Raw genomic sequence first — 17,988 nt, 5'->3', positions numbered from 1 at the left:
GACGGCATTGCTGGATTGCTTCGCTGCGCTCGCAATGACGGGCGTAGCTGGCTATGGTGGCCACAACAGGAGCCTCGAGGAAACAGCCCATGCAGTACCGCCAACTCGGCCGCAGCGGCCTGAAAGTGTCGCCGATTTGTTTGGGCACCATGATGTTCGGTGGGCCGACCGACGAAGCCGCATCAACGCGGATCATTGCCAAGGCGCATGATGCCGGCATCAATTTCATCGACACAGCAGACGCCTATTCGAAGGGCGGCTCCGAGGAAGTCGTCGGCCGTGCGATCGGCAACAACCGTCACGCCTGGGTGCTCGCGACGAAACTCGCCAATCCCATGAACAACGATACGCGCGACGACCCCAACCGCGTCGGGCTGTCGCGGCGCTGGGTGCTGCAAGCCGCCGACGAGAGCCTGAAGCGGCTCGGTACCGACCACATCGACATCTACTATCTGCACAAGGAAGACCATACGACGCCGCTGGAGGAAACGGTGCGCGCGATGGGCGATCTGATCCGCGCCGGCAAGATCCGATATTTCGGCGCCTCCAACTACCGCGCCTGGCGCGTCGCCGAGATTTGCAACATCTGCGATCGGCTCGGCATCGACCGTCCCGTGGCAAGCCAGCCCTATTACAACGCGATGAACCGCATGCCCGAGGTCGAGCACTTTCCGGCCTGTTCTTATTATGGCCTTGGCATCGTGCCCTATAGCCCGCTGGCGCGCGGCGTGCTCACCGGCAAGTACAAGCCCGATGCGGTGCCGGACAAGAACACGCGCGCCGGCCGCAACGACACCCGCATGATGCAAACGGAATGGCGGCCGGAATCGCTCCAGCTCGCGCAGGAGATCAAGAGCCACGCCGAGAAGAACCGCATCACCGCCGGCCAGTTCGCGGTCGCCTGGGTGCTGAACTCCGCCTTCGTCTCCTCGATCGTTGCAGGTCCGCGCACCGAGGAGCAGTGGGACGGCTACATCCGCGCGCTCGACTACCGCTTCACCGCGGAAGACGAGGCGCTGATCGACCGGCTGGTCGTGCCGGGCCATCCGTCGACGCCGGGCTATAACGATCCTGCTTATCCGATCGAGGGACGTCGCGCGCGGACGGCTTAACCGGAGACCACGATGGCGCTTGAAGACCGCTACGGATTGCCGCTCTCGACCTCTTCGCATGAAGCCGCCTCCGCCTATCGCGAAGGCGTCGACCTCATGCTCGCCGGCTGGACCGGCATGGCGGCGACGCTCGAGCGCGCGATTGCCGCCGATCCGGATTTCGCGCTGGCCCACATCGCCCGCGCTCGCGTGCATGCGTTCTATCAGCAAGGCGATCTCGCGCGGAGCAAGGCGGCCTTGGCGCGCGAGCGCGTCGCCAGGCGCGGCACGGAGCGCGAGCGCTCCCACGTCGAAATTCTGGCGCTCGCGATCGAGGGTCGGGGACCCGAGGCGATCGCGGCGATGTCTCGGCATGTCGACGCGTGGCCGCGCGATGCCATGGTGTTGTCATTGCCGCTCGGCGCGTTCGGCCTGTTCGCCTTCTCCGGCATGGCCGATCACGACCGTGCGCGACACGAGCTGTGCGAGCGCGTCGCGCATCATTACGGCGAGGACTGGTGGTTTCTCACCATGTCCGGCTGGGCGATGACGGAGAATGGCGACGTCGCCCGCGGCCGCACCGTTACCGAGCGCGGATTCAGTCTACGCCGGGCCAATGCCCACGCCGCGCACGCCGTGCTGCATGCGATGTTCGAGGACGGTTCGATCGAGGACGCCGACCGGCTCGTCGATGAATGGATTCCGACCTATGACCGCGCCGGCATCCTGCACGGCCATATCCTCTGGCACCAGGCGCTCGGCGCGCTCGAGCACGGCGATGCGGCCCGCGCGCTCAAGATCTATGCCGACGTGCTGCAGCCCACCGCCACGCAGGCGCCACCGCTCAACGTCATCACCGACAGCGCCTCGCTGCTGTGGCGCCTCTCGGCCTATGGCCACAAGGTGCCGAATGCGCTCTGGGTCGATGCCGACGCTGCCGCGCAAAAGCTCTTCCCGAAATCGGGCTTGGCCTTCGCGGACATCCACATGGCGCTGCTCGCGGCCGCGACGCAAAATCGGGAGGCGCTCACCGCACGCCTCACCGTGATCGAGCAGCGGCTCACTGAAGGCAAGCTCCCGGCAGGCCCGGTAGTGCCGGCGATCTGCCGCGCGCTGGCGGCCTTCGCGGATGAGAATTACGCGGCTTGCGTGCGCGAGCTCATGCCTGTCCTTGCCGACGTCGTGCGCATCGGCGGCAGCCATGCCCAGCGTGAGCTGATCGAGGACACCTTCCTCGTCGCCCTGATGCGGAGCGGTGAGCTGCCCCGCGCCCGCAGCCTTCTCGACGCCCGCCTGCACCGCCGCCCCTCCCCGCGCGATAGGCGCTGGCAGGCGGCGATGGCATGAGGCAGGATGGAGACAACAGACCGGGAGGACGCCCATGACCGAGATCGTTGCGCTGGAGGCGCTGGCCGCGCGCGTTACGCCGGGGCAGTCGCTGGCAATCCCCGTCGACGGTTCGGGCGTGGCGATGGCGGCGACCGCCGCGTTACTTGAAACGGGCATCCGTGACCTCAAGCTGATTTGCCTACCGATCTCCGGCATGCAGGCCGATCTCCTGATCGGCGCTGGTCGCATCGCCTCGATCGAGACGAGCGCGGTGTCGCTGGGCGAGGCTGGCGCCGCGCCGCGCTTCACGGCCGGCGTCAAGAACGGTGCGTTCACGATGCGCGACTCCACCTGCCCTGCGATCTATGCCGGTCTGCTCGCCGCGCAGAAAGGCGTGCCGTTCATGCCGATCGCCGGCATCATCGGCAGCGATCTCCTCAACGTGCGGCCCGACTGGCAGGTGATCGACAGTCCGGTCGGCGAGGCGCGCAAGGTGGTCGTGGTGCCCGCGATCTCCCCCGATGTCGCACTGTTTCACACGCCCGAGGCCGACCGCGCCGGCAATGTCCGCATCGGCCGGCATCGCGAGCTCGCCGACCTCGCTTATGCCTCCAAGCGCTCGCTGGTCACCGTCGAGCGCATCGTCGATCGCAATCTGCTAGACAGCGAGGATTCCGCCGCCGGCGTATTGCCCTCGCTCTATGTCGACAGCATCGCGGTCGCCACAGGCGGCGCCTGGCCGCTGGCATTGTGGGACGAATATCCGGCCGACGAGGCCGAGATCGCGCGCTATGCGGCGATGGCGCGCAGCGAGGACGGCTTCCGCGCCTATCTCTCGGCGTTCCTGACGCATCGCAAGCAGGTGGCCTGATGTCGACCGAGCGCGAGCGGCGCGAGATTCTGATCGCCACCATTGCCGATCTGCTCGACGGGATCCGTCACGTCGCGGTCGGCGCATCCTCGCCGATCCCCGCGGCCGGCGCCATGCTGCTGCGCGCCCGCAACGAACTCTGTGGCAAGCCGCCGGTGCGTATCTCGATCCTGGGATCGCAGGCGCACAATTTCTTCACCAATGGCGGCGTCGAGCTGTTCGACTGCGCCGCACAGGGCCGGGTCGACGCGTTCTTTCTCGGCGGCGGCCAGATCGACGGCCATGGCAACATCAACCTGGTCGGCACCGGCGATTATCCCACCACCAGCGTGCGCTGGCCGGGCTCGTTCGGCTCTGCCTATCTTTATCATCTCATTCCGCGCGTGATCCTGTTTCGCGAGGAGCATTCACCGCGGGTGTTCGTACCCCAGGTCGATTTCGTCAGCGCACGCGCCATCACGCCGGAGATCCCGCGGCGCGGCGGGCCGCACGCGCTTCTGACCAACATGGCGCTGTTCGACTTCGACCGCGAGGCAGGCGGCTTCTCACTGCGCTCGGTGCACCCGCCCTTCACCCCGGCCGACATAAGGGAGAACACCGGCTTGGCCTATCAGGAGCCGGATGTCGTGCGCGAAACGCCGCGGCCGGACGCTGCAACGCTGGCGCTGCTGCGCGGGCGGATTTTCGACGAGCTCGCCGAGACTTACCCGGCCTTTGCGCGGACCATGAAGCAGGCGGCATGAGGCCGTCTGCCACGAAAAAAACATCGGCTTGGCGGCATGTGCCTGCTAGACGGATCGGGGCGATCAGGGACGAATCGCCGATGGGGCGCGCGGTGGTATTCCAATCGGGGTTGGCCGGACAAACGGGATCGCAACCAATTTGCGCTTCGATGGTTATCGGGCGGGACGTCTGCCCGTCCATGGCCTCCCGGCACATGAGCCTGACGATGCGCCTCCGCCGACCGGTCCTGGCTGCAATCCTCGTTTCCCTCGCAAGCCCTTGTTTTGCCGAGTCTTCCACCGCGATCCCGGTGAACAATCCGCCGGCCCGGCAGCATTCCTTCATCGACCTCCTGGCGCTGATGTCAGGCCACTGCAAGACGCTGAAGGTCGCGGGCCGCACCTTTGCGTGCAAGACGGTGGCCTATGCGCACGGCGACAAGGGCCGGGTCAATTTCGCGGTCGCCGTCGACGACCCCACCGACGCCAATCACGTGGTGTCGTTCTCCGGCGAGAACGGCAAGCGGGCCGATGACAATTCCTACGAGTTGCCGATCGACCGCATGCTCCTGAACTCCAAGGACCGGCCCAAGATCGACGGCCTTCCGGTACCGGCGGAGCAGACTTCCACGGGCGTCTGCCGCCAAACCGGCAATTTCGCCGCCAAGAAGGTCAAGGACGTCACCTGCTCGGCGACCGACAATGAAGGCCGGACGTACGAACTCCTGTTCGTCTCCGATGGCACGCCGGTGAGCGTGCGCCGTATCAGGCAATCGTCGCCGTCGATCCAGGATCCGTTCAAGTAGCAGGTATCACGCGAACGCCTTCTCCAGCGTCGCAAAGATCACGGCAAGCGACTTGTCGTGGCGGGTCACGGCCGGCACCGGGCGGTCGATCTTCATCAGCTGATAGACCGCGGTCTGCGCCGCGCGCACCGAATATTCGACGGTGAAGACGACGTCGTCGGGAATCTCGACGAACTGGCTGACGAAAGCGAGGTTCACCGAATTCGCGGGCACCGGCAACGGCCGGTCGGCAGCGTTGCGCGGCATGAACATGCTGGTGATGTAGGGCATGCGGCACGGGATGCAGATCGCGTCGTCGAACACGGCGCGGTCGAAGTTCAGATGGCCGCAGAGCTCCTTCAGGATATCGGCACCGCCGCAATCGGACATCGGCTTGGCGACGAAATTGCCGATGCGATCGGGATGCAGCGCATAGCCCCAGAACACCTGGACGTTCTTCGGTTGGCCGACGAAATGCGGCTGGTGATAGAGCACCACCGACATCAGCCAGTTGGAATCCCTGAAGGTCACGAGGCCGCCGGTGCCCGCCTTGTTGCCGGAGAGCGCTTCCATCTGGTCGAAGAAGCGCGGATCGCGGCAGGTCACCGTGAAGGACTGCCAGTAGGATTCGGGAATCGAGGCATTGAACGCCGACGGATTGCCGAATTCGGGACGCCCCCTGGCGATCGTCTCCCAGAGCGTCCAGCCCTGGCTGTCTTCCTTGGTCAGGCACGGCGCGGGCTCGGTCATGGAGCCGAGGCTCGAAGCATCCGTCATCGAGCCGTTCTGGAAGAACGCGAGGTCGCCGTCCTCGAGGCGGACATTGGCAGTGCGGCCATCGCGGTCGAGCACGAGCTGGCGCACCCGCAGCTTCTCGCCCTCTTGCTCGAACGCCATGTCGGTGACGCGCGTCCCGCGCACGAATTGCACGCCCTGCCGCTTCAGCCAGTCCTCGAGCGGCCGCACGATCGCGTCATACTGATTGTAGACCGTGCGCTTGACGCCGCCGAGCGTCTCGATGCGGGGGAATTCGTTCATGAAGCGGTGCAGATAGCGCTTCAGCTCGACCGCGCTGTGCCAGGGCTGGAAGGCAAAGGTGGTCTGCCACATGTACCAGAAATTGGATTCGAAGAATCCCGGTGACAGCCAGTCGGTGATGCGACTATTCCCCAGCGTCTCCTCCGACGCCTCGGTGAGCCGCAACAACTCGAGGCGGTCGCGCGCGGTAAAGCCCATATGCGAGACGTCGATCTTGAAGCGGTTGCGGTCGACCAGCCGCGCCCGGGAATGCGCCGGGTTCTCCAGATTGAACGCGACGGTCTCCTCGCGCACGCTGAGGCCGGGGCGTTCGAGCGAGGGGATCCCCGAGAGCAGGTCCCAGGTGCATTCGTAGTGGTCGGTGGTGAGCATGCGTCCACCGCGAAGCGAATAGGCTCCGTTCGCAAGCTGCGCTCCGTCGAGGCTGCCGCCGAGCAGCGGCTGCGCCTCGTAGATCATGATGTCGCGCCCCGAAAGCCTCGCGTCACGAATCAGGAACGCCGCGCCTGCGAGCGATCCGATGCCGCCGCCGATGAAATATGCCTTCATAACCTGCCTCGATTGCAGTCCAACTTCCGGCGCGACATTGCATCGACGGGCGGCGGCTGAAGTTGCGCTGGATCAAGCGGCCCCGGCGTGGGCATCACGTTGATTTGAGGCCAAATTTTCGAGAGGTCGCTGCCCCCTATCGGCGAGGCAGGTCGGACGTCACCGGAGGCTTCTTCGCGTAGATCTGCTCGATCTCGGCGGCGAAGCGGCGTTCGAGCACGGGGCGCTTGTTCTTCAGCGTCGGCGTGAGCAGCCCCGCACCAATGGTCCAGGGATCCAGCGTCCACCATACCGCGCGCGGCGTCGCGTAGGACGGATAGGCCTTCACCGCCGCTGCGATCCGCGCGAGCAATGCGGCGCGCTCAGCCGCCCCGCCTTGCTGGCCGCTGGCCGCGAGCCTCTCCTTCTCCTGGACCCAGGCTTTTGTGTCGAGCACGACCAGCGCGGCGAGAAAGGGACGCTGCTCGCCGATCACCAGCGCCTGCTCGAACAAGGGATCGGCGAGGATCGCCGTCTCAAGGTCGACCGGCGCGATCTTTTCGCCCGTCGAAGTGACCAGGATGTCCTTGAGGCGGCCGGTGACGGTGATGCGTCCGTTCTCGATGCGCGCCTGGTCGCCGGTGTGCAACCAGCCGTCGGCCTCCTTCACGCGCCGCGTCTCTTCAGGCTTGTGCCAATAGCCCAGCATGACGCTTGGTCCGCGTACGAGCAGCTCGTCGTTCTCGCCCAGCCTGACTTCGACGCCGTCAAGGACATGACCGACCGAACGCGGATCGTTGTCGTCGATGGTGTTGACGGAGACCACGGGCGAGGTCTCGGTCATGCCGTAGCCCTGGAGGATGTCGAGCCCAAGCGCGAGAAACAGGCGGATGACCGGCTCTGCGATCGGCGCACCGCCGGAGACGGCGACGCGCAATCGGCCGCCGAGCTGCGCCAGCACCTTGTCGGCGACGAGCCGCTTCAGCAGCGGCCAGGCCAGGCGATCGAGCACAGACCATGTTCCGCGTCCCTGTCGCGCCTCGAAGCGCCGGCCGCCGACCGCAAGCGTAAGATCGAGCAGCGTTCGCTCCATGGTCCCGGCTGCGGCGCGGTGCTGCATGATCAGCGCGGAGATGCGCTCATAAATCCGCGGCACCGAAACCAGCACCGTCGGCCGGACATGCTTCAAATCCTCCGACAACAGGGGCACCGAGCGCGCATAGGCAACGCAGGCGCCTGCCGCGATCGGATAGTAGTAGCCGCCGGTGCGCTCGAACGTGTGCGAGAGCGGCAGGAAGGACAGAAAGACATCATCCGGCGCGGCCGCGATGCGCTGCGCGACCGCTTTCACATTGGCGAGGACGTTGCCATGCGACAGCATCACGCCCTTCGGCCGCCCCGTCGTCCCGGAGGTGTAGACGATCGCGGCGAGATCGTCCGGTTTCACCGCTACGTCCACCATCGGCGCATTCGCGCCGGGTGCGGCGGCGAGCCAGCGGTCGAGCGCGACGACGCGCGCATCCGCCGCCGGTCCGCTCGCATCCGCACAGATGATGCGCCTGAGATGGTCGAGCGGCTGGCCGGTCGCAACGATGGCCTGCCAGCGCTCCAGCGTATCGACCAGCAGGAATTGGGCGCCGGAATCGGCGAGGATGTAGGCGATGCTGTCGGGATTGTCGACCGCATGCATCGGCACCGGCACGAGGCCGCGCGACAACGCCGCCTGGTCCATCGCGATATGCGCCGTGCCGTTCGGCATCAGGATCGCGACGCGCTCGCCGGGCGCGAAACCTTCCGCCGCGAGCGCCCGTCGCCAGATCTCGAATTCGGCGTTGATCTCCTGCCAGGACTGGCTGATCCAGCGCCCGACCGACGCTTGGAAATGCCGATAGGCTTCCGCTGCCGGGGTCGCGCCGACGCGCCAGCGCAGGAGCTCCGGCAACGTTCTTACCGCGGCGAGCGTCTGCGGTTGACTGATCGGCTCCGGCATGGCGTCCTTTCGCAACGTCCCGATTCCCAATCGATCTGGGGATCGGACATTAGGCTGGCCAGTCCTTGCCGCTTTGATCCGCAGCAAAGCGGCCATGCTTCGGAGCGACCCATGACGCGCGACCGCCTTTTTCTCCTGCGCCCCGGCTTCGAGGACCCAGCCTACCCCGGCCAACGCTTCTATTGCTGGCATTGCGCGCTGATCGAAGGCGTGCTCGCCTCGTTTCCGGCGCTGGCCGAACAGCTCGACGTCGAACGCATCGCCTGGCCGAAGCCGCGGGAGGCCGTGATCGCGCTTGTCGGCGAAGAGAACCAATGGCTGCCGCTGCTGGTTCTGGCGGATGGGACGACATCGCCGCACCAGACCGGCAGTCATCAGGGGCGCGCCTTCATTGCCGACAAGGACGCCATCCTCGCCGCGCTGTCGGACCGCCACGGCTTTCCCGGTCCACATCCGTGAGGCGCGCCGTCCCGAAACGAGGGAAAATCGCCATTGCCTGGCTCCGCAATCGCCTCGCATACTCGACCAAATTGCGGAAACCCTCGTCATGCCTCATCGCCTCCCCGCCCTCATCGTCGTCGACGTCCAGCGCGCGTTCGATGAATGGGAGGCGGCGGGCAAGCGGCGCAACAACCCGGATGCGTTGGCGCGCATCGTCGATCTGCTCACAGCGTTCCGAGCGAGCGCCGCACCGATCTTCCATATCCGCCACGAAGGCACCAAGCCGAACTCGACGTTCCTGCCGACGCGCACCGGCTACGCGGTCAAGGACGAGGCGCGCGAGCAGGCCGGTGAGGCGGTGATCGTCAAGCGCGTCAACAGCGCCTTCATCGGCACCGATCTCGAGATGCGCTTGCGCGCGAGTGACATCGCCACGCTCGTGATCTGCGGCGCGACCACGAATCATTGCGTGGAGACGACGACGCGGATGGCCGGCAATCTCGGCTTCGACGCAAGACTCGTGCGCGACGCGACATGGACATTCGACCGCACCGGTCCCGACGGCGACACACATTCGGCCGAGGAGATTCACGCGATGACGCTGTCGAATCTAAACGGCGAATTTGCCCGCATCGTGACCACGAGCGAAGTGATCACCTCGCTGACGGCGATGCGACAATAGACCTCAGTGCGCTTTCCGCGCTGATGGTCTGCGTCGTTTCGACGCCCGCTCTCGCCGGAACGCGGGGAACGCCCATCTGTTGTCACTCGACATCTCAACTGGAGTGATGACATGAAGTATCTCTTTGTCGCGATGGCTATCGGCGCTGCAGCGCTGGCCGGCGGATCCGCAGCCAACGCGGCCGGTGACGGAAAGGCCAAGCCGAACGCACAGACGCGCCAATCGACCGATATCAGCGCGCAGCACCGGCATCATCATGGCCATCGCCATCACGGCTGGCGTCCGCACCACCACGGCTATTACCGGCCGCACTATCGCAGCTATGGCTATTACCCGCGGCATCAGGGCTATTACGGCGGCGGACCCTACGGCTATTATGGCGGTGGCGGCCCCGGCGTGAGCTTCAGCTTCGGCGGCAATCGCTGGTGAGACCAAAGGCCCGCAGAGATGCGGGCCTTCTTTCCTATCCGCGCAGGATCAGCCCCGCCGTCTCCGCTCCGCTCGCGAGCGCTGCCTCGACCGTCCCCATGTCGCGACCGCGATAGAGCGCTTCACCCGAGAACAGCACCGGGCCATCGGCGCGCGCGAGACGCTCTTGCGCTGCGCGCGTCCGCAGCGTTGCCCAGGAATAGGCCCCGCGGGCAAAGGGATCATGCGCCCAATTGGGGGCTGCGGCCACCATGAGCTCCCGCGCAATCTCCTGGCGCGGAATGCGGAAGATTGCGGCGAGCGAGGAGATCCCGGCGTCGATCAATCCTTGCGGATCGAGATGCGACAGCTCCGCCGTTCGCGGACCGCCAAGCCATCCCGTGAGCACGGGATGCCGATCCGGCTGCCGCGTCCACCACACGGGGATGGTTTCATCCGACAGCAGGAACAGCATGTCCGAAAACTCTGCGCGCCGCTCGCGCCACCATGGCCGCGCAAACCGCAGCAGGATTTTGATGACGCTGCCGAAGCCGATGTCGTCGGCGGCTGCGGCCTTTGCGCGCGCGGTCGCGGGCAGCGTAATCTCGCGCAGCAACGGCAGCGGCACCGTGAGGACCACGCGATCGCAGCTTTGTGCCGCGCCGCCGGCAGAGCGGATGGCGAGCTTGCCATCGCTCTCCTCGATCGCCGTGACCACGGCACCGAAGTGAATGGCAACGCCAGACTTGCGGCACCCGGTTTCCAGGAAATCGATCAGGCCGCTATAGCCGCCGTCAATGCGCGCCTGCATGGCGTGTCCGTCGTTCATCCATTCGTCGCGTAGCGCCAGTGTCGAGGCGCGCTCGGGGTCGGCCGCATCGTAGCCCTCGACCATGCGTTCGACGGCATGGCGCAGGCGCGCGTCGTCCGGTCCGCCAAAATGCTGGCGCAGGAAATCGGCGACGGTGAGATCGTCGGCCAGATCCTTCACCGCGGCATGAAGCCTTGCGTCATGGAGATCGCGCGGGTTCTCCCGCGAGAAGTCCGTGCCGTCAAAGCTCCATTGCGCGCCGCCGATGGTCCGCACCGTCAGTCCGGCCTCGCGTGCGAGGCCGCGCGTGACCGGCGCCTCGCCGTGGACGAACTCGGCACCGGCATCAGCGGGATAACCGAACTCCGAGGCCGGCAGCGGATGGATACGCCCGCCGCAGCGGTCGCGCGCCTCCAGGATCGTGACTTGTTTGCCGCCGCGCGCAAGCTCGCGGGCAGCCATCAGGCCGGCGGCGCCCGCGCCGACGATGACGATATGCTCTGACGTGTCCGACATGCTGTTATTGGCGCGCGGCCTCGTTCTGGATCAGATAGCGCAGCAGCAGGACGCCGCCGCCGAGATCCCGCGTGCTCTCCAACGTCATCGCGGTGAGCGGCGCGCGCTTGTCGCTGTCCGCCTCGACCGAATCGAACACGAAAGGTGCGCCCCGGGCACCGTCGATCGCGGGGCTGAGGATCAGGTTGAATTCGTCGATCAGGCCGGCGCGCAGGAACGCGCCGTTTGCGACGCCACCACCCTCCACCAGCAGGCGCTTCACACCAAGCTCGCGATTGAGGATCTCGACCGTCAAGGCGAGGTCGATCTCGGATTTTCCGGCAAAGATGTAGGACACGCCCTCGCCGCGCAGACCGGCGAGATGAGAGTCCGGCACGCCCTCGGTCAGCACCACGACGATCGGATCGCCGCCAATGTCGGAGCGGCCCCAACCGATCTTGCCGTGCGCGTCCAGCACCACGCCGTAGGTCTTCACATTGTTCTTGGCATCGCGCCGCGCGAACCAGTTCTGGCGGGGAAATGTCGCGCTGGACGTCTCGGGATAAGGCTTGCCCTTGGCGAATTCGGAGCCGGTGACACGACCGATCACCCAGGCATCGCCGCCGAGCTCGTCATGGATCTTCTCGAACCAGTCGGTGCCGGCTCCCTTCGGACGCCAACGGCTGGGATGCGTACGGCCGTCGAGGCTCGCATGCATCAGGCAGACGACATAAGGCTTCATATGCATTCTCCGTAGCAGCGCGTCACGCCGGGTTGCTGCCTTTCTCGCCATCGTTCTTGGCGCGGGCGCTCACGATCACCGCCAGCGGGTTGAGCTTGGGCGGCGCGACCAGCTTCAGCGTGTTGCTGTCGTGATGATTGAACGGCGCCCCGCGGACGAACAACTCGGTCTGGATCAGATAGCTCCAGCTGCCATCGTCGTTGAACGTGATGTCGCAGCGATAAGCGTCGGTGCGAAAAGCTTGTTCCAGGAAGTCGGTCGAGCAGATCCCGTAAGCGGTATCGCCGCGCTTCGCCGTAACGGAGATCTTCTTATCATCCGGCTTGGCTTGACCCGAGGCGAGCAGCACCTGCCCGCGCGGGATCGCCAGCGTCTGCATGATCAGCCCGGTCGCGGGCTCCCAGAGCCAGTAGCCGACCTGGTCGTGAAAGGTGATGTCTTCCTCGGGCGTGTTGATGTGAATGTGATAGCGCAAGCCATAGAACAGTTGCGGCCCGTTGGCCTGCGGATCGATTGGGTCCATCCGGACGTGCTCGATGAAGGTCCGCCGCTCCGGCCCCTCCGCTTTCGGATTGATGTCGATGCCCTTGTCCGCCTGCCAGGTGCCGGCGAGCCGGCGGAGTGGCCCGAGATTGGCGAGGCTGTCGGGCGAGACGTCTTCGGGCTCGGTGAAGATGTCGGCGGGAAGGGGGAGCATGGCGTCCTCGCATCGTTGCGCGCAGCAGCAATAGCACAAGGGCGCCGCGAAACTAGCGCGACGGAACCGCAGGGCTGCCCATGCGTTATGACAGCTTGTGCACGAGTCCTCGAAAATCCGGGCTCGAGTGGGCAGGACGCCCATGTCATGCGTTGCGAGGGGGTCCCGTGCTGTCTGAGAACACTGCTCGGCAGTCAAGTGACATGGACTTCCTCGCCGGCGGAGGCGAGCTGGGTGCGATGATGCACGCCCTCGACTGGTCGGATTCGCCGCTCGGCCCTCCCCTGCAATGGTCCCAAGCGCTCAAGACCACGGTCCGCATGCTGCTGCCCGCACAGGCCCAGATCGTTCTGTTCTGGGGTCGTGATTTCGTCGCACTTTACAATGACGCCTACGCGCCCGGCATCGGCGCCAATCATCCCCGCGCCCTCGGCCGGCCCGCGATCGAAAACTGGGGAGAGTTGTGGGACGATCTCGAACCGTTGCTGGCTGGCGTCCGCAACACGAGAAAGACATTCGCGGCGAAGGATCGTCCCTTCTACGTCGAGCGTCACGGTTACGGCGAGACGAGTTACTGGGACGTCTCCTACTCGGCCGTACCGGATGACGATGGCTCGGTCGGCGGCGTCCTCTGCATCGTCTCCGAGACGACCGAACGCGTTCTCGGTGAGACGCAGCTGCGGGCGAGCGAAGCGCGCTACAGGGAGCTCAATGCCACGCTCGAGCAGCGCGTCGCCGAACGCACCGCCGAGCGTCATTTGCTCGCCACCATCGTCGAAACCACCGACGGGCAGATTGAGGCGCTCGATCTCGGCTATCGCTGGCTTGCCATCAACGCGTCCAGCGCCGACGCCTATGAGCGCATCTACGGCAAGCGCCCGAATGTCGGCGATTCCCTGCAAGAATTCCTGGCCGACCGGCCCGAACATCTCGCTGCGGCAACCGCGATCTGGGGGCGCGCACTTGAAGGCGAAGCTTTCACCGGCATCGAGGAGCTCGGCGATCCCCGTTTTGACCGTCGCGTCTACGAAATGAAGTTCGAGGCACTGCGCGCGGCCGACGGCACGCGGATCGGCGCGTTCCTGACGGGGGTGGACGCGACGGATCGCCTCGAGGAGCAGGCGCGGCTTGCGCGGGCCGAGGAGGCGCTGCGTCAGGCGCAGAAGATGGAGGCGATGGGCCAGCTCACCGGCGGCGTCGCGCACGACTTCAACAATCTGCTGACGCCGATCGTCGGCCTGCTCGACCTGTTTCAGCGCAAGGGTATCGGCGGCGAGCGCGAGCGTCGCCTGATCGCCGGCGCCGCGCAGGCAGCCGAGCGCGCCAAGACGCTGGTGCAGCGCCTGCTCGCTTTCGCGCGCAGGCAACCGCTTCAGGCCATTCCAGTCAATATCGGCCGGCTCGTCGCCGACATGGGCGAGCTGATCTCCAGCACCACCGGCCCGCAGATCCAGGTGACCGTGGACACGCCGGAAGGCTTGCCGGAAGCCATGGCCGATCCCAACCAGATCGAGATGGCAATCCTGAATCTCAGCGTGAACGCGCGTGACGCCATGCCCGACGGCGGCAAGTTGCGTATCTCGGCCAAGGCCCGGACGATCGAGCACGCGCACGGCTCCGAGCTCGTGCCGGGCACTTATGTCTGCATCTCGGTTGCGGATACCGGCATCGGCATGGACGAAGAGACGCTGGCTCACGCGGTTGAGCCGTTTTTCTCGACCAAGGGCATCGGACAAGGGACCGGCCTTGGTCTGTCAATGGTCCACGGCCTGGCATCGCAGCTCGGTGGGGCGCTGACGATCAAGAGCACTGTGGGAGCGGGCACTACAGTCGAATTGTGGCTGCCGGTCAGTCACGCGGCCGCGGGCGCGATCGATACGGCGCCCCGGGCAAGACTGCGACCGCTGCCCGCCGGCACGGCACTGCTGGTGGACGACGAACCGCTGGTGCGCATGAGCACCGCCGAGATGCTGAGCGAGCTCGGCTACAGGGTCGTCGAAACAGGATCGGCGGAGGATGCGCTTCAGCGCGTCAAGGACGGCCTGCGGCCGAACCTGCTGGTCACGGACCATCTGATGCCCGGCATGAACGGAACAGACCTCGGCCTCGCCCTGCGCAATCAATATCCCGAGCTCCAGGTTCTCATCGTATCAGGCTACGCCAACAACGAAGGCATCACGCCGGACCTGTCGCGGCTGACAAAACCCTTCCGAAGCGACGAGCTCGCGGCGAGCCTGGCGAACCTGACGAAGGCCGCCCGGTAGCGGTGAGATGCCCGCATGGTCATTTCCGAACCATGCCATCCCGCACTGCAATCTGAACAATAGGCCGGCGATCAAATCGCGCTGACGTTGCGTCACGAAAGTTCTCGCCCTATGCTGAATTTTGCGTCGGGATGGGGCATGTGCGGCATGCCCGTCTTCCAGCGGGGCGCAATCCCCATCCTGACGGCACGACCGATTTTGATCCGGCAATTCATACGAACCAGCTGACGCTCTGCAGCGCCCTTTTCTCGACTGCGGAGCGATCATCGGCAACCACTCTGGAATTTCGCCACGACCTGATCGCGCGGCAACGCCGCAACATGCCAATGGAGAGGTGCGTGATGGCCAAAGCCACGACGAACGCGTATCTGCCAAAGGCCCTGGTCGCTCCGCAATTGACGCACACCATCCACAGCGCCGCAGCGGCTCTTGGCGGAAAAATTTCGACGACCACCGTGCGGATGCCCATCACCAACGTCCTCAACGACGGCGACTACAGCGGCAAGATCTTTGTCGGCAACAAGAAGGTTGAGGTCGACGTGCTTCTCGATACCGGCAGCAGCACGTTGGCGGTGGACGGCCATATCTACGACCCGACCAAGGACAGCGCAGCCGAGCTCACCAATATCGGCCAGGAGATCGGCTATGAGGATGGCAGCCGCTGGGTCGGCGGCATTGTGCTGACCGACATCAGCGTCAACTCCGCCCACCCCCTCACCCTGCCCAAGGTCCATACTGCCGTCGCCTATCACGCGACCAAGGAGATGTTCGGGCGGGCGCACGGCATCCTCGGCCTCGCCTACGCCAGGCTCAACGAGGCCTACAGAATGCCGGGCCCGACCACTCCACCTCACTACACCTACAACCAGATTCAGCACGGCCACCGCACCTATATCGAACCGTACTTCTCGCAACTCGAGGGCGCGGGCCCGGTGGCCAACAAGTTCGCCTTCTACACGCTGCGATCTTCGGTCAGCATGGCGACGGCGAAACCAGCGACCGATCCGCAGAACAGCGGATTTCTCATCCTCGGAGGCGGCGAGGAGCAAATCGATCTCTACGACGGCGCCTTCCAGGTCGCGCGCGTGGTTCACGACACCTACTACAATGTCAATCTGAGGTCCGTCACGGTCGGCAATACCGTGCCCGTGGAGGCCTTTCCGCCGACCAAGGCCAGCGGCGACGCGTCCAATGCGGTCGTGGACAGCGGCACCACCGGGATCTATCTCGACAGGCCGGTGTTCAAGGAGGTCCTCGCGCGGTTCAAGTCTCTCGGCTTCGAGGATGAAATCCACGCCGGGTACCTGCCGATGAGCAAGCTCAAGCTGGCCGACTGGCCGGTGCTGACCTTCGTCCTGGAAGGCGCGCTCGGCAGCGACGTCACCCTGGAGGTCACCCCGCAAACCTATTGGCAGACCGACGCACCGAAAGCCGGCCATGCCTCGCTGGCTTTCGGCAGCGAAAACGGCCCGTCGATTCTCGGGCTGCCGCTGATGAACAACTACTTCACCGTGTTCGACCGCTCGATCAACAAGGGGCTCGGGGTCGTCAGCTTTGCCCGGATCAAATAGGCCGGCATCCCGAACCGCAGTTCGGCCGGGAACTCCCCGCCGTAGCGCACGCCAAGCGGCGTTGCATCGGGATAATCCTGCAACTTGATACAGGCTGCATACAAGGCGGCGCGCCTGCCAGAAACTTAGTCAGGCCAAGCACCGGACGCACGGCCACACAGGCGCAAGGCGCGTCATCAGCAAAAATTCATCGGGCGACCCATGCGCTTGTGTGAAGTGCTCCCATTGCGTCGCGGACTCACAATGCTAAGACCTTGAGGTGAGACTTGCCTCACGGACCGGGACACCCGCCAGCGGCGGATGCTGCGGTTCCCCAAGTGACTTTGAAGTGACTTTCAAGCGACATTTTTCGAGTGAGTGGTTCGGAATGCAGCAGGCCTCGGTCGAGAAATTCTCCGACCTCATCGGCGCGATCTACGATTGTGTGATTGCGCCCGAGCACTGGACGGATGTTCTGAACGATATTCGCCTGGAGCTCGGCTTCGCGACCGCCCTGCTCTCGGCCTACAGCTTCACCAATGTGACGATCGGCGTCAATGCGGCCTCCGGAACCGACCCTGTCCCGACGCTGGCCCAGACCAGCAAGGAGTATGCGGCCGACATCGTCGAACTCTGGGGCGGCTTTGAGCGCATTCGGCGATATCCGCTTGGAGAACCGATCATTCGATCCCAGGCCGTTCCGGAGGAGGTCATTCTCGGCAATCGGTATTATCGGGAATGGTCCCGGCCCAGGGGCTTGTCTGACGCCGTCGGCGTCGCCCTTGTTCGCGAGAAAACAATAATCGGAAATGCCATGTTCGCTCAGCATGAGTCTGACGGGGCCATTGAAGAGATACAGATCAGCGGTTTGCGCGTCCTCGCACCTCACATCCGCCGCGCCGTGACGATCAGCAATCTCTTCGACATGAAGACCGTGGAGGCCGCGACATTCGCCGCGACCGTCGAGGCCCTGACGGTCGGCGTCGTCCTCGTCGACGAGGATGCGAAGATCGTTCACGCCAATGCCGCAGCCGATGCCATGCTCACGGCAAACGATCCCATCCTGGCGCGACAGGGCCGGATCGCGGTTCAGTCGACGGCGACGACCACCTCGTTGCATCAGGCCATCGCGCAGGCCGCGAAGGACGAGGCGGCGCTCGGCCAGAAGGGCATCGGCATCCCGATCCTTCGCCCGAGCGGTGATCCGCTCGTCATCCACGTTCTGCCGCTTCGACGCGGCTCCGTGCGGGCCCGCCTCGCCCAGCGCGCCACCGCCGCCCTCTTCGTGGCATCAGCCTCCGGCCCGCCGCAGATGTCTCATGTCGCGCTCAATCAGCTCTATGACCTGACGCCGGCCGAGATCCGCATCTTCGAGCTCATCTGCGAAGGACACACACGCGACGCGATCTCGGACTTGCTCGGCGTGTCCGTCGCCACCGTGAAAACGCACCTGCTTCATGTGTTCGAGAAGACGGGATGCCGCCGCCAGGTCGATCTGGTCAGGCTCGCGAAGTCGCTGACGTTTCCGGTATAATTTTGAAGTG

At 65.2% G+C, this 17,988-nt stretch carries 16 protein-coding genes; 11 read left to right on the top strand and 5 right to left on the bottom strand.

Annotation, left to right across the window (positions count from 1 at the left end; translation table 11 throughout):
• Positions 1 to 89 precede the first annotated feature (89 nt).
• The 5 genes from ACWAT4_RS04890 (at position 90) to ACWAT4_RS04870 (ending at position 4,819) form a co-directional block, all read left to right on the top strand.
• Positions 90 to 1,112 (top strand): aldo/keto reductase, encoded by a 1,023-nt coding sequence (locus tag ACWAT4_RS04890; protein ID WP_212426368.1) that lies wholly within the window; start codon positions 90 to 92, stop codon positions 1,110 to 1,112.
• A 12-nt stretch (positions 1,113 to 1,124) separates the two neighbouring features.
• Positions 1,125 to 2,438 carry a tetratricopeptide repeat protein gene (locus tag ACWAT4_RS04885; RefSeq protein WP_449729950.1) on the top strand — a complete coding sequence of 438 codons (1,314 nt, stop codon included), beginning with the start codon at positions 1,125 to 1,127 and terminating at the stop codon, positions 2,436 to 2,438.
• Positions 2,439 to 2,472: 34 nt separating this feature from the next.
• Positions 2,473 to 3,291, top strand: a complete 819-nt coding sequence (locus ACWAT4_RS04880; protein WP_449729949.1) for a CoA transferase subunit A — start codon at positions 2,473 to 2,475, stop codon at positions 3,289 to 3,291.
• Positions 3,291 to 4,034, top strand: a complete 744-nt coding sequence (locus ACWAT4_RS04875) for a CoA-transferase (protein ID WP_449729948.1) — start codon at positions 3,291 to 3,293, stop codon at positions 4,032 to 4,034. Before ACWAT4_RS04880 ends, ACWAT4_RS04875 begins: the two co-directional genes overlap by 1 nt.
• Positions 4,035 to 4,240: 206 nt before the next feature.
• Positions 4,241 to 4,819 carry a hypothetical protein gene (locus ACWAT4_RS04870; protein WP_212298502.1) on the top strand — a complete coding sequence of 193 codons (579 nt, stop codon included), beginning with the start codon at positions 4,241 to 4,243 and terminating at the stop codon, positions 4,817 to 4,819.
• A gap of 6 nt (positions 4,820 to 4,825) precedes the next feature.
• Here ACWAT4_RS04870 and ACWAT4_RS04865 read toward each other — a convergent pair whose 3' ends face one another.
• On the bottom strand, positions 4,826 to 6,385 hold the full coding sequence (locus ACWAT4_RS04865) for an oleate hydratase (RefSeq protein ID WP_449729947.1): 1,560 nt from the start codon (positions 6,383 to 6,385) through the stop codon (positions 4,826 to 4,828).
• 136 nt (positions 6,386 to 6,521) lie between these two features.
• Positions 6,522 to 8,354, bottom strand: a complete 1,833-nt coding sequence (locus ACWAT4_RS04860; protein ID WP_449729946.1) for an AMP-dependent synthetase/ligase — start codon at positions 8,352 to 8,354, stop codon at positions 6,522 to 6,524.
• Positions 8,355 to 8,465: 111 nt separating this feature from the next.
• Here ACWAT4_RS04860 and ACWAT4_RS04855 point away from each other — a divergent pair, with 111 nt between their 5' ends.
• The 3 genes from ACWAT4_RS04855 (at position 8,466) to ACWAT4_RS04845 (ending at position 9,906) form a co-directional block, all read left to right on the top strand.
• Positions 8,466 to 8,813 (top strand): DUF3088 domain-containing protein, encoded by a 348-nt coding sequence (locus ACWAT4_RS04855; RefSeq protein ID WP_212298505.1) that lies wholly within the window; start codon positions 8,466 to 8,468, stop codon positions 8,811 to 8,813.
• Between the two features lie 88 nt (positions 8,814 to 8,901).
• Positions 8,902 to 9,477, top strand: coding sequence for a cysteine hydrolase family protein (locus ACWAT4_RS04850; protein WP_212426374.1), 576 nt, complete (start codon positions 8,902 to 8,904; stop codon positions 9,475 to 9,477).
• A gap of 111 nt (positions 9,478 to 9,588) precedes the next feature.
• Positions 9,589 to 9,906: a hypothetical protein gene (locus tag ACWAT4_RS04845; RefSeq protein ID WP_212298507.1), complete on the top strand. Its 318-nt coding sequence runs from the start codon at positions 9,589 to 9,591 to the stop codon at positions 9,904 to 9,906.
• 34 nt (positions 9,907 to 9,940) lie between these two features.
• On the opposite strand, the gene ACWAT4_RS04840 is transcribed toward ACWAT4_RS04845, so the two are convergent.
• Genes ACWAT4_RS04840 through ACWAT4_RS04830 form a run of 3 tightly spaced genes read right to left on the bottom strand, consistent with a single transcriptional unit; the run spans position 9,941 to position 12,630 of the window.
• A complete protein-coding gene (locus tag ACWAT4_RS04840) occupies positions 9,941 to 11,212 on the bottom strand; it encodes a flavin monoamine oxidase family protein (protein WP_449729945.1) in 1,272 nt (423 codons plus the stop codon).
• 4 nt (positions 11,213 to 11,216) lie between these two features.
• Positions 11,217 to 11,933: a RibD family protein gene (locus ACWAT4_RS04835; protein ID WP_212426376.1), complete on the bottom strand. Its 717-nt coding sequence runs from the start codon at positions 11,931 to 11,933 to the stop codon at positions 11,217 to 11,219.
• A gap of 22 nt (positions 11,934 to 11,955) precedes the next feature.
• Entirely contained in the window at positions 11,956 to 12,630 is a 675-nt protein-coding gene (locus ACWAT4_RS04830) for an FABP family protein (protein WP_212426377.1), read from the bottom strand.
• A 203-nt stretch (positions 12,631 to 12,833) separates the two neighbouring features.
• On the opposite strand from ACWAT4_RS04830, the gene ACWAT4_RS04825 reads away from it, so the two are divergent.
• The 3 genes from ACWAT4_RS04825 (at position 12,834) to ACWAT4_RS04815 (ending at position 17,978) form a co-directional block, all read left to right on the top strand.
• The gene (locus ACWAT4_RS04825; protein ID WP_449731164.1) at positions 12,834 to 14,894 is read left to right on the top strand and encodes a hybrid sensor histidine kinase/response regulator; all 2,061 of its coding nucleotides are present in this window, start codon (positions 12,834 to 12,836) and stop codon (positions 14,892 to 14,894) included.
• 341 nt (positions 14,895 to 15,235) lie between these two features.
• Positions 15,236 to 16,465, top strand: coding sequence for a pepsin-like aspartic protease (locus ACWAT4_RS04820; protein WP_449729944.1), 1,230 nt, complete (start codon positions 15,236 to 15,238; stop codon positions 16,463 to 16,465).
• A gap of 367 nt (positions 16,466 to 16,832) precedes the next feature.
• Positions 16,833 to 17,978 (top strand): helix-turn-helix transcriptional regulator, encoded by a 1,146-nt coding sequence (locus ACWAT4_RS04815; protein WP_449729943.1) that lies wholly within the window; start codon positions 16,833 to 16,835, stop codon positions 17,976 to 17,978.
• Positions 17,979 to 17,988: the final 10 nt, after the last annotated feature.

This window comes from Bradyrhizobium sp. T-1 (genome assembly GCF_053592855.1).
Note: the sequence above shows the minus strand (reverse complement) of the source record. Positions and strands in the feature narration are given on the sequence as shown.

Bases quoted from the DNA above. Each gene is read 5' to 3' on its own strand.
- ACWAT4_RS04815 (WP_449729943.1), top strand. From the start codon at position 16,833: ATGCAGCAGGCCTCGGTCGAGAAATTCTCCGACCTCATCGGCGCGATC.
- ACWAT4_RS04845 (WP_212298507.1), top strand. From the start codon at position 9,589: ATGAAGTATCTCTTTGTCGCGATGGCTATCGGCGCTGCAGCGCTGGCC.
- ACWAT4_RS04885 (WP_449729950.1), top strand. From the start codon at position 1,125: ATGGCGCTTGAAGACCGCTACGGATTGCCGCTCTCGACCTCTTCGCAT.
- ACWAT4_RS04860 (WP_449729946.1), bottom strand. From the start codon at position 8,354: ATGCCGGAGCCGATCAGTCAACCGCAGACGCTCGCCGCGGTAAGAACG.
- ACWAT4_RS04830 (WP_212426377.1), bottom strand. From the start codon at position 12,630: ATGCTCCCCCTTCCCGCCGACATCTTCACCGAGCCCGAAGACGTCTCG.
- ACWAT4_RS04825 (WP_449731164.1), top strand. From the start codon at position 12,834: ATGGACTTCCTCGCCGGCGGAGGCGAGCTGGGTGCGATGATGCACGCC.
- ACWAT4_RS04875 (WP_449729948.1), top strand. From the start codon at position 3,291: ATGTCGACCGAGCGCGAGCGGCGCGAGATTCTGATCGCCACCATTGCC.
- ACWAT4_RS04890 (WP_212426368.1), top strand. From the start codon at position 90: ATGCAGTACCGCCAACTCGGCCGCAGCGGCCTGAAAGTGTCGCCGATT.
- ACWAT4_RS04820 (WP_449729944.1), top strand. From the start codon at position 15,236: ATGGCCAAAGCCACGACGAACGCGTATCTGCCAAAGGCCCTGGTCGCT.
- ACWAT4_RS04850 (WP_212426374.1), top strand. From the start codon at position 8,902: ATGCCTCATCGCCTCCCCGCCCTCATCGTCGTCGACGTCCAGCGCGCG.
- ACWAT4_RS04880 (WP_449729949.1), top strand. From the start codon at position 2,473: ATGACCGAGATCGTTGCGCTGGAGGCGCTGGCCGCGCGCGTTACGCCG.
- ACWAT4_RS04855 (WP_212298505.1), top strand. From the start codon at position 8,466: ATGACGCGCGACCGCCTTTTTCTCCTGCGCCCCGGCTTCGAGGACCCA.
- ACWAT4_RS04840 (WP_449729945.1), bottom strand. From the start codon at position 11,212: ATGTCGGACACGTCAGAGCATATCGTCATCGTCGGCGCGGGCGCCGCC.
- ACWAT4_RS04865 (WP_449729947.1), bottom strand. From the start codon at position 6,385: ATGAAGGCATATTTCATCGGCGGCGGCATCGGATCGCTCGCAGGCGCG.
- ACWAT4_RS04870 (WP_212298502.1), top strand. From the start codon at position 4,241: ATGCGCCTCCGCCGACCGGTCCTGGCTGCAATCCTCGTTTCCCTCGCA.
- ACWAT4_RS04835 (WP_212426376.1), bottom strand. From the start codon at position 11,933: ATGAAGCCTTATGTCGTCTGCCTGATGCATGCGAGCCTCGACGGCCGT.